Source organism: Spirosoma areae, assembly GCF_054781775.1.
In genome coordinates, this window is the sequence record NZ_BAAGTT010000027.1 from 389038 (window position 1) to 401014 (window position 11977).

Sequence of the window (11977 nt, forward strand, 5' to 3'; positions counted from 1 at the left end):
TGTTACGGAAATGGAGGGCGAAAGTAGACGCTGCGGGCAGGATTAGCAAGTGAGACGCCACTACTTCACCCGCGACGACTGCGAGAGGTAGCCGGAGCCGTAATAATATTCGATGCGCTCGGTGCGGCCATCGGGGTGGCGGATAGTCGAAAACGTTTCGCTGGGCTGCAAGCGCTGTAGGGTCCGTCGTGTTGACTGTCGGAGGTTGATGCACTGAGCCGGGCCGTTGTTATTTGTAACTACATAACAAAACGAGTCTCCGGTCGATAGCAGGGCCAGCCCTTTGGCGTCGCCATCTATAGACAAACCGGCTGCTGACGGAGGCACCGCCCGAAACTGGCCTTTCCCGTTGCCCAGCAGCAACGTTCCCCGGCTGGCGTCATACCAGCCAGAGTACGTTTCAGGAGCGTAGGAATTACCTACCAGCAACGCATCCCGCCAGCCATCGCTATTGAAATCGCCGGTTTGGATGCCAAAAACGGGCGCCAACTGAGCCAGAACGGGTAAGGCCCGAACGGCGAAGTTTCCATTCCCTTTGTTCTCGATGTAAACGCTCTGCAACTCGCTGGCTTCGAGTCGGGTAGCTTCACTACGCTCCTCGTTTGTGAACATATCGGCGAACGATTTTCGGGCGTAGTCCTGAAAGGAGGTAAACCGTTTGCGGGAGAGGGTAGGCATCTGGTCGTTCATGACCTCGCGAATAGTGGACACCTGCTCGACACCCTGGTTATAATACGTTAGAATGGGGTCTATTTTGCCGTTTCCGTCGAAGTCTTTCCCGTACATTCGCAGTGGTTCGGTGGCCGATGCCCGGTAGCGGGTGTTCAGGCCGGTATTCCCGGCGAGGTAATCAATATCACCATCCCGGTCGAAGTCGGCCCCGGTCAGTGAATTCCACTGACCGGAAGGCAACGCGGTGGTTTGTCGGGTAAAGGCGATTTTTGTGTTTTTGAACAGGGTAATGGGCATAAACTCACCGGCAACGAGCAAATCGGCCCAGCCATCGTTGTCGTAATCCGTCCAGAGGGCCGCGCAAACCATGCCAACCTGCCGCAAACCGGGCGCTACCTGGTCGGTCACATCGGTGAACCGGCCGTTATCATTTCGTAACAGATAACTTTTTGGAATCAGCGGGTACTTTTCCACGCTGACCCGCCCGGCCCGGAACAAATCCAAATCGCCATCGTGGTCAAAATCAACGGCAATGACACACGAACCCGACGAAGTAGTTGGTGGCAGCAACCCCTGCGAGCGCGTGAATTTCCCATGACCGTCGTTCAGATACAGCCGGTCCTGATAAACGGGATTGTTGTCGGGCTGCTGTGTGCCGCCACTCACGACGTATAAATCCTGGTCGTTGTCGCCATCGGCATCAAAAAACAGGGCACCCATGTCTTCGAGCGTATTGGCTCCCTGGGCCAGGGCGGTGAACTGACCTGGTTTTTTCTGTAGATAAACGGTACGCACCTGGCCGGGGTCAGCCCCGATAAACACGTCGTCTAAGCCGTTTCCATCAACATCGGCAATGGCAATGGCCGGGCCATTTTTGGCGTAGACCTGGTGGAGCAGTGGAGTGTGCTGCCAGTCGGAGGAGAGTGCTTCCTGATGCTGAAACGCAATACCCACCGAAGCGGCTGGCTGCGTGAGGAATAGCGGGGAGCGCGGGGCAGGGGGCAGGGGGCGGGGGGCAGGGGGGGGGGATTCGGAAGGAATCTCTTTAGTCCCCTGCCCCCCGCCCCCTGCTCCGGGCTTCACACTATAAACGCTATCTGCTCTGAACGGCCCGATTGTCTGCACAGCGCCATCGGCCCAGCGAATTTCGCCGGTTGCACTCGTGTGGTTCCCCAGCCCAAAATGAACATACGATTCCACCGACGAGGTGTAGCCCCGCACAGGATGCGCCAGGGTTGTTTGCGTGGACCCATCGGGGAGCGTCAGGCGTACCTCGGCCCCCAGACCGCGAGCATCATCGGGGAGTTTCAGCCGCAGAAAATGGCATTTAATGGGTTGACCCGGCTGGTTGGTTTCGTTGCGATACAGCCCGGCGGGGGCGTCGATGTTGTTGAACACCAGGTCTAAATCGCCGTCGTTATCTAAGTCGGCATAAACAGCTCCGTTTGAGTAGGTTAGGTCGCCCAGGCCCCAGGCAACGGATTTATCCTCGAAGGTGAGGTCGCCTTTATTGCGGTAGATGTAGTTATGGAGTTTGATTTCGGGGAGTTTGTAAAGGGCCTCTAACGTTTGCTGGTTTGTGGCCCCCATTCCGTAGCGGGAAATCTGCTCATTCAGGTAAATAACATAGTCTAAGTTGGTGATGTCGCGCCGGTAGCCGGTCGATACGGTCAGGTCCTTCCAGCCATCGTTGTCCAAATCGGCTAAGAGTGGCGCCCAACTCCAGTCGGTTCGGGCTACACCCGCCAACTGCCCGATTTCGGAGAAGGAAGGCACGGGGCGGGGAGCGGGGAGCACGGTGCGCGGACTACCCGGCTCCCTGCCCCCTGCTCCCTGCCCCGCGCCCATATTCAACTGCAGGGTATTTCGGACGTACTCGTCCTGATAGCCCTGTTGCCGGGCCAGGTTGAAAAAATCCCAGTTGGTTTTCACGAGCATCATTTTCTGTCGCTCGTTGGTTTCCGGCATCATATCGACCACCATTACGTCGGGCCGGGTATCGTTATTAACATCCTGAATATCAACGCCCATGCTGTTGTAGCTGGTGTGCTTGAAATAGTCAGTCGCCCGATTGGCAAAGGTGCCGTTTTGATTATTGATATAGACCACGTCGTTCGACAGGAAATCGTTGGCGCAGTAGACATCCAGCCACCCATCCTGATTCAAATCAGCGACGGTTAAGCCCAGGCCGTATCCTTCGGCGGTGATGCCCGCTTCCCGCGAGACGTTAACGAAGTGGAGCGCGGAGCGCGGGGCAGGGAGCAAGCCAACCTGCCCCCCACGCTCCGCGCTCCCTGCCCCCTGCGCCTTGCCTTCATTCCGATACAGCCGGTCGGTGCTGGCCCCGCTGCCATCCAACTGGCGGGGACGAATGCTGTTGCGGCCTGTCTGTTCAAAAGCATTGTTCAGGATGTAGCAATCCAGGTCGCCATCGTGGTCATAATCGAAAAAAGCGGCCTGCGTGTTCATGCCGCTATCGGCCAGGCCCACTTCCCGCGCCACCTCCCGGAAGGTCGGAATACCAGTTTTGCCGACGCCCTGATTCAGAAAAAGCAGATTCCGGCGAATGGCGCGGGCGGTATCAGGCCCGGCCACACTTACATAAATATCTAACCAGCCATCCTGATTGATGTCTACCACCGACACACCCGTACACCAGGTTTGGGTTTGTAGACCCGCCTGCTCGGTCACATCGTCGAACCGAAAAGTAGTTGATTGATTGTCAGAGGTCTTATTTCGATTCAGATACAGGCGGCTTGTTACCCGATTACCAGCGAAAAACAGGTCGGCCCAGCCGTCGTTGTTGAAGTCGCCAACGCCAACCCCGGCTCCGTTATACATCGGGTCGTAGGTATTGGCGTTCAGTTTTTCGCTCTCAAACGGCTGAATCGCATTATTGAACGGTATGCCGGACGCATCAGCGCCGATTTTGGTGAAGAGGGGTGGAGAATCGGGCGTGGAATGGCAGGCGATTAGCAGACCAGTCAATAGCAGGAGCAGGACTAAATGAGCGCTTCGGACGAGCATACCCGTAAAAAGAGTAAAAGGGCGATTTTTATCCTTGAACCACAAATTAAACATTACTTTTTTTTGAGTAATTATTACTATTCTCCCAAACGGTACTAAATTTAATACTTGAAAACGGATTCTGACTGGTGGAGGCTTCATTGAATACATACAATTACACGACCGATGCCGCGCTTTGGGACGACTTTCTGGAAGGTAGTAAAATTGCCTATGCCTACCTTTACGGGAAGTATGCCACAACCTTATATAATTACGGGTACAAAATTGCCCAGAATCGTGAGCTTACTGAAGATTGTCTGCAGGACCTTTTTCTGAACATACTGGAAACCCGCGAACGGCTGGGTCGTACTGACTCCATCAAGTTTTACCTGATGCGGGCACTCCGCCGGGAAATCGTCCGCAAGTTAACGAGTGAACAACGGTTCGACCACGAACTCAATCACCTTGACTTTACCATTGAGTTTCATTACGAACCTACCTGGCTCGATAAGCAGATTTCCAAAGAACAGTCGACGCTGCTGCTGCACGAACTCAACAGCCTGCCCGCCCGCCAGAAAGAAGCGCTCTTCCTGAAATACTTCGATAACCTGAGCTACGAGGAAATTGCGGGCGTGATGGGCATTGAGCAAACCTCGGTCTACAAGATTGTGTACAAAGCCATTGCGTCGCTTCAGAAACGGATGCCCGCCCACATTGTCATTCTTCTGCTTCTGGCACTCTTCCGGTAAAATATTGCAAAAAAAACAGGTGCGCTGAGGGATAATCCACGCGACCCACCTCTTTGGTGAGTATATCCCCGTCGGTTGCAGCGCATGAGTCTACCCTTACCCGATTATAGCCAGTATTCAATCAACGACTTTGTCCTGGACGATTCGTTTCGTCGCTGGGTGTTCCAGCCCGACGAACGAACCATGTCGTTCTGGCATTCGTACATGCTCCGTCACCCGGGGCAGCAGGTCGATATTGATCAGGCCAGTTCGATTCTCCTGCATTTGCGCGTTCATCACGACGATTTAACCGAAGCCAGCCGGGAGCGTATCTGGCAGGTGCTGGAAGCCGCGTATGACCGTCAGATACTAACCCGCAGCCAGCCAGCCCAACAGCCGGCATTAATGGTCCGGCGGTTTTTAGGTTATCCATTCCGAACCTGGCAGGTAGCCGCTTCGCTGGCAGGCGCGTTGCTGATACTGGGTGGCGGCTGGGCCATTCGCTATCTCAATAAGCGACAGGAAGTGCATACAGCCTACGGCGAACAGCGAACCATTACCCTGCCCGATGGCTCGTTGGTGCGGCTGAATGGCAACTCGACGCTCACCTACCCCAACGATTGGGGTGATACCGAAGATCGCGAAGTGTGGCTCGAGGGCGAAGCCTTTTTTAAGGTGACCAAACAACTGGCCTCTACCGGGCGACTGAAGTTTATCACCCACACGCCCAATCTGGATATTTCGGTGCTTGGCACGCAGTTTAACGTGAACACCCGCCGGGGCAACACCTTAGTGGTGCTGTCGGAAGGGAAAGTAGAACTCTCGAAGCCCAACGACCAGAGCGCTCCCGTGATTCTGATGAAACCCGGCGATTTGGCCAGGGCACAGGTCGGTATTGAGCAGGTGGCCGTTCAGCCAGCTAAACCACAGCTTCATACGGCCTGGACCAAACAGCAGTTTGCCTTTGAGAATACACCCCTCCAGGCGATTGCCCAGCAGTTGAACGATACCTGGGGCGTAACGCTGATTTTTGAGAACAACGCGATGGCCGAGCGACGGTTCACGGGCAACCTGTCGAGCCAGGACCTCGAAACACTCATTACCACGCTTACCACCACCTTCGACCTGCACGCCGACCGAACCGGAAACCGGATTTACCTGCGGCAACCCTGAATATGTAAATAAAAAAATGATTCTGTGGATGCGGTACATGCTGTGGATTCCATAGACAAAACAGCCAGTAGCTAACAATAGAATTTATAGCATCCACAGCCTATAAAGAGTCAATAGTATCAACGTCAAACTTTAGTAAACCTGTGATTTTTTAACTCTCTTCTTAGTATGAAAAAAATGTCCTTTACCCTTTCACTTTGGATGGCAGGAACGGCACTCTTTAGTTTGCCGCATTCCTCAGCCGCCCAGATGCTGACCCGGGCGCAAATCAGAACAGAGCAGCCGAATATGGACATTCGTCCGGCAAAGGCCCGCTCGCTGAAGAAAGTGCTGGGTGAACTGGAACGGCGGTATAAAGTAAGCTTTGCTTACGAAGAAACCCTGATGGCCGGTCGGCTCACCGACACCGAACCCGAAGCTGCCACCTTAGAGCAAAACCTGAGCCAACTGCTGGCCGAACAGGGGCTGCGTTTCCGTAAAATCAAAGATGACCTCTATGTGATTCAGTCAGCCGCCAAACCTGAGTCGGTTACCGCAAACCCCCCGGTCGCGTCCGACGAAGGCCGGTCGGACGTAACCAATGACGCAGTCGCTGTTCGCCGACTCACCGGCCACGTGACCGACGAAAAGGGAGCCGACCTGCCCGGCGCGAACGTCATCGAAAAAGGAACGAGTAATGGCACCTCGACGGATGCCAGCGGTAACTTTGTTCTGAACGCGAGCGATGCAGCCACTACCCTAACCATTTCCAGTGTCGGGTACATCAGTCAGGAAATAGCCATCGGCAACCGAACCACCTTCACGGTGCAATTGTCGCCCGATAACCGCACCCTGGATGAAGTGGTGGTGGTGTCGTATGGTACGGTCAAAAAATCCAACCTGACCGAAGCCGTCAGTATCGTTAATGTGGCCGATGCCAAGAAAGTGCAGGCGGCCTCGGTGGTCGACCAGATTCAGGGTCGGGCTGCGGGCGTAACGGTGGCCTCAACGGGCGGTGCGCCTGGGTCAACGGCCAGCATCAAGATTCGGGGTTCCAGTACATTTGGCTCCAATCAGGACCCCATCTACATCATTGATGGCGTTATCATTGGCAGCGCTTCATCTGATTTTAACCCCAGTGACGTAGAGACGGTGACCATCCTCAAAGATGCAGCCGCCACCGCACTGTACGGCTCACGGGGAATGAACGGGGCTATCGTCATTACAACCAAACGCGGCAAGGCGGGCAAAGCTACCATCGACTACAGTGGCTATTATGGGGTGCAGAACATCGCTCACCGCCTGCCCTTAGCCACCCGCGACCAGTACATTAAAACCTGGACGGCCGCTTACCAGAATGGCAAACTGCCCGTGCCTGATTTTGGCAAGGGTGGCTACGATACCGACTGGCAAAGCGAATTGATTAAGCCCGGCGCCATCACCGATCATAACGTCAGCATTTCGGGCGGAACCGATAACGGAGCCAACAAATCGAACTACCGGATTTCGGGCGGTTATTTCTCGCAGGATGGCACCATCCGGGGCCGCAAAACCGACGGAACCGAGGTGAGTCCATATTTCAAACGCTATTCGGCCCGGGTAAATGCGGGCAGCACACGCGGCAAACTCACCATTGGTGAATCCGTTTATTTAGCCTACACCAACGAACGGCGCGTAATTGGTCAACCCTTCGATCAGGTTGTCAGAATGCCGCCCACCATTCCGGTTTTTGACCCCGGCAATGCAAGTGGCTATGGCTATGGTAGTGCCAACAACGCCACCTTTGGCACCAACCCCATTGGGCAGCAGGCCAAAGACGATAACCTCGTCGATAGCTATAAACTGCTGGGAAATATATTTGGTGAGTACGCTATACTGCCCTGGCTGACGTATCGCCTGAGCGTGGGGCTGGACTTCAGCAACTTCCAGAACAAGTATTTCTCCCGCCCCGGTGCGCTGAGCTACAACAGCCCCAGCGCCCCCAATGGGATTCTGGATGACCGGAATGGCCGTTTCTTTAATACACTGGTCGAAAATACGCTGAATCTCAACAAAACTTTCGGCAAGCATCAGATCAGCGCCCTTGTGGGTTATACCCGCCAGCGATTCGACCATAACGAAACCTTTGCCCATACCGAAGGCATTGTGGGTGAGTTTTATCAGCAGGGAGCTGGTACCGCCAGCCCGCGCACGGATGGTTTCTCGGAAATTCAGGGGCTGGTTTCGTATTTGGGCCGGTTGAACTATACCTTCGATGACCGCTATAATATTCAGGCTAACCTGCGCCGGGATGCCTCATCGAGTTTTCCTAAAGACAATCAGATTGCCTACTTCCCTTCTGTGTCGGCAGCCTGGAATATCAACAAGGAAGCCTTCATGCAGAACGTTCCGGCCATTGGCGATTTGCGCCTGCGGGCCAGCTACGGGTCGGTGGGGAACCAGGCCATTGCGCCGTACTCGCTCGACCCAACCATTCAGCCTAACCTGAACTATGTGCTGGGTGGCGGCAATGTAATTGTTCCGGGTGCATCCAACCGGCAGTTGCAGAACTCGAACCTGAAATGGGAAAGCAAAACCACCACCGATGTGGGTGTGGATGCTACCTTCCTGAATGGCAAAATCCAGTTGCAGGCCGACTACTTCTATTCGCTCTCGAAAAACCTGCTGCTGCGCGTTCCCCTGCCGATTACGGCGGGTAATCAGGGTGCCGATCCGTATGACAACCTCGGAAAGATTGAGAACAAAGGCTTCGAGTTGAGCCTGACCTATCAGGACAAAAAGGGTGATTTTAAATACAGTGTCAATGGGCAGCTTACCAGCATCAAAAATAAGGTGTTGCAGTTAGTGCCAACCAATGGCAACCAACCCTTGTATGGATACGGTCAGATTACCCGTACCGCCGTAGATGGGCCGCTGGCTGCCTTTTATGTGCTGAAACAGAACGGCATTTTCCAGAGTCAGGCTGAAATAGACGCCGGGCCAAGACAGCCAAACGTCACGCCGGGCGACATTCGCTATGCCGATACCAACGGCGATGGCCAGATTAACAACGACGACCGGCAGATTGTGGGTACGCCATTTCCTAAATTTGAGTATGGCGCCAACGTTTCGCTGTCGTACAAAAATCTCGACTTCTCCGTTTTCTTCCAGGGTGTATCGGGTAATCTGCTGTTTAACCGCAGCCGTAACTGGACGGATCGTTTCGACGACGTGCAGAATGTTCGCTCGGACGTAACTTTCTGGACCGGGCCGGGAACCTCCACAACAACCTCCAAACCCATTAAAGGTGACCCAACCCTAAATCCAGCCTTTAACACGGACCGCTGGGTTGAAAGCGGAGCCTACGCCCGGATTCGGACCATGCAGTTAGGGTATAATTTTCCGGCGGCTATGCTGAGCCGGTTTAAAATGGGATCGGCGCGGGTTTACCTGAGCGGCCAGAATTTGCTCACTATCACCAAGTATTCCGGTTATAACCCCGATGTGATTGGTGATGTAGGAGCGGGTTCGCAAAATGCCAGCAACTTCATTGGGCGTGGTATCGACCAGGGGAACTATCCGGTGGCTCGTGTCATTAGCGCCGGTTTGCAACTGAGTTTCTAAGCAAAGAATTAAATCACTCGAACAATCGTATAACACGACGTCAATATGAATATCAAAACACTGGCACTGACTGCTGTGCTGACGGGGGGCCTCCTGTTTAGTTGCAGCGAGAGCAAACTGCTCGACCAGGTCAACCCCAACCAGGCTTCGACAGCGACGTTCTGGAAAACCTCCGACGATGCTATAAAAGGCGTTAATGCAGCCTACAGTGGGATGCAGGATCGGCGGTTCTCACTTTGGATTCGCTTCCTGACCGATCTTAGTTCCGATGAAGGCTATAGTCAAAGCCCCTGGACGGACTTAGGAAATATCAGCAAGTTCATCGTATCGGACTATAACATTCCGATGAACATTGAGCCATTTCAGGCGTCTTATCAGGCGATTTACCGGACGAATCAGGTATTGGAAAATGTGCCCACCATTAAAATGGACGCGGCTCTGCAAAAACGACTCCTGGCCGAAGCCAAAGTAATCCGGGCGTATTTTTATTATAACATGGCCAACATCTGGGGCAACGTGCCGCTGGTATTAACCTCCCAAACGCTGAGCGACCGCCCAAAACAGGCAACACAGGCTGAGGTGTTTGCTCAGGTGATTAAGGATTGTCAGGAAGCAGCCGCCGACCTGCCCGAGAGCTATTCAGGTCAGGATGTTGGCCGGTTGCATAAGTATAGCGCGATTGCCCTAATGGGGAAAGCGTTTATGCAACAGCGCAAGTGGAGCGAAGCGGCAGCGGCCTTTAAACAGATCGTTGACCAGACGCCTACCCGGTTTGACCTGGTTCCGGACTTTAAAGACAATTTCACCACCTTGCTGGAAAACAATAAAGAGTCGTTGTTTGAGATTCAGTATTTCGACGAAAACGAAAGCAAAGTAGGTGGCGCGGTAAACTACGATGTGGCAGGCGGCTCCGAATCCTCTGAACACGCCCAGTTTTTTGGTCTGCGTAATACGAACGGGTTCAGTAAGGGTGGCTGGTGCGATGGGCAACCCACCAAGTGGCTTTATAATGAGTTTCTGAAAGAAAAAGACAAGAACGGCAAGGTTGACTACCGGCTCGACTATACCTTATTCTACGGCGGCAGTTCGCTTAAGCCGCACGGTTTTGCTTATGCTGATTTGACCAAACTGGCTGGCGGCAGCGATTACCTGCCTGAACGGGATCGCTTCTGGATTAAGTACACGACCTATTACCAGGCGACCGACAGCTATTTTTCGGGTATCAACGACCGGGTGATTCGCTTAGCGGATATTTATCTGCTGTATGCCGAAGCGCTCAACGAACAGGGTCAACCAACGGCGGGTATCCCCTTTGCCAACAAAGTACGGGCACGGGTGGCTATGCAAGACCTGCCTCTGACAATGAGCCAGGCTGCTTTTCGGGAACAACTCCGGCATGACCGCGTTGTTGAACTGGCCGGTGAAACACAGCGGTACTGGGATATGAAGCGCTACGGCATTCTCGGTCCCGAACTGGCCGGACCAGACGCGGGCAAAAAACCAGCTAATGAATCCGATTTCGACACCGACTTCACCACGTTCAAAAAAGGTAAAACAGAGTTATACCCAATTCCGCTTTACGAAACCGACGCTAACCCCAACATCAAACAAAATCCGGGTTGGTAAACGTAAAAGAGCGAAAGCGTGAATGAGTGAAAGAGTGAAAACGCTACAGTAGCAAGTCACTCTTTCACTCATTCACGCTTTCGCTCTTTTAATCCTTACCCTCATTCAACGTATGAAACAACGCATTCTTGTCTACCTGTTACTGGCGACACTGACAGCCGGGCCGATAGCCTGCCGAAAAACACCCTCCGGCAGTGCGGTCGTTACGCCAACAACCCCAACGGCGCAGGACACGGCGACCCGTTTTCAGAATCCACTGCTGGGCGTTGGGCCTGACCCCTGGGTGATTTATCAGGACAGTTTTTATTACGTGATGCACACAACGGGCAGCGATTTGCGGCTCTACAAAACCAAAAAAATGAGCTTGCTGGGTCAATCTCAAACGAGCGTTGTGTGGTCGCCACCCGCATCGGGACCCGCTACACGCGACATCTGGGCACCCGAACTGTTTCGCGTGAATGGTCGCTGGTATTTGTACTACGCTGCTGTTGTTGCTCCCAATACCACACACCGGATGTGGGTGCTTGAAAACGAAGCTGCCGACCCGCTCACGGGAACCTGGACATCGAAAGGACAGGTGCAGCTACCCGACGACCGATGGGCCATTGACGGAACACTGCTTCAACTGAACAACCAACTCTATTATGCCTGGTCGGGCTGGGAAAATGCAGAACGGAATAACATTCAGCACATTTATCTGTGCAAGATGAAAGACCCCTGGACAGCCGACGGCCCGCGCCTGCGCGTGTCGACGCCCGACTATGACTGGGAGAAGCAGGGAACGCCCTACGTGAATGAAGGCCCGGAATTTCTGACCCACGACAATAAGGTATTTTTGGTGTATTCGGCGAGTCATTGCAGCACCGATGCCTACGCCCTCGGCATGCTTACGGCTCCCCTCTCCGCCAACCTGATGAACCCGGCTTCGTGGACGAAATCAACCCAGCCGGTGTTCGGTCCCACCGCTGCCGATGGAACGTATGGCGTTGGGCATAACGGGTTCTTTACCACGCCCGATGGTACTGATAACTGGATTATCTACCATGCCAATCCGCAGGCAGGCCAGGGCTGCAGCGATAAGCGGTCGCCCCGTATGCAGCGGTTTACGTGGAAAGCTGATGGTTCCCCTGATTTCGGGAAGCCTGCGCCCTTAGCAACCCTGCTCAAACGACCCAGCGGGGAATAAGGTT

Annotated in this window: 6 protein-coding genes; 5 read left to right on the forward strand and 1 reads right to left on the reverse strand. The window is 53.9% G+C overall.

Features of this window, described 5'->3' with window-relative positions; all coding sequences use genetic code 11:
- Nucleotides 1-60: 60 nt before the first annotated feature.
- The gene (locus ACYVI1_RS15700; RefSeq protein WP_460911564.1) at nt 61-3699 is read right to left on the reverse strand and encodes a VCBS repeat-containing protein; all 3639 of its coding nucleotides are present in this window, start codon (nt 3697-3699) and stop codon (nt 61-63) included.
- A 128-nt stretch (nt 3700-3827) separates the two neighbouring features.
- On the opposite strand from ACYVI1_RS15700, the gene ACYVI1_RS15705 reads away from it, so the two are divergent.
- The 5 genes from ACYVI1_RS15705 (at nt 3828) to ACYVI1_RS15725 (ending at nt 11973) form a co-directional block, all read left to right on the forward strand.
- On the forward strand, nt 3828-4427 hold the full coding sequence (locus ACYVI1_RS15705) for an RNA polymerase sigma factor (protein ID WP_460911565.1): 600 nt from the start codon (nt 3828-3830) through the stop codon (nt 4425-4427).
- Nucleotides 4428-4511: 84 nt separating this feature from the next.
- On the forward strand, nt 4512-5579 hold the full coding sequence (locus ACYVI1_RS15710) for a FecR family protein (RefSeq protein ID WP_460911566.1): 1068 nt from the start codon (nt 4512-4514) through the stop codon (nt 5577-5579).
- A 168-nt stretch (nt 5580-5747) separates the two neighbouring features.
- Nucleotides 5748-9161: a SusC/RagA family TonB-linked outer membrane protein gene (locus tag ACYVI1_RS15715; protein ID WP_460911567.1), complete on the forward strand. Its 3414-nt coding sequence runs from the start codon at nt 5748-5750 to the stop codon at nt 9159-9161.
- A gap of 45 nt (nt 9162-9206) precedes the next feature.
- Nucleotides 9207-10787, forward strand: a complete 1581-nt coding sequence (locus tag ACYVI1_RS15720; protein WP_460911568.1) for a RagB/SusD family nutrient uptake outer membrane protein — start codon at nt 9207-9209, stop codon at nt 10785-10787.
- A 112-nt stretch (nt 10788-10899) separates the two neighbouring features.
- On the forward strand, nt 10900-11973 hold the full coding sequence (locus ACYVI1_RS15725) for a glycoside hydrolase family 43 protein (RefSeq protein ID WP_460911569.1): 1074 nt from the start codon (nt 10900-10902) through the stop codon (nt 11971-11973).
- Nucleotides 11974-11977: the final 4 nt, after the last annotated feature.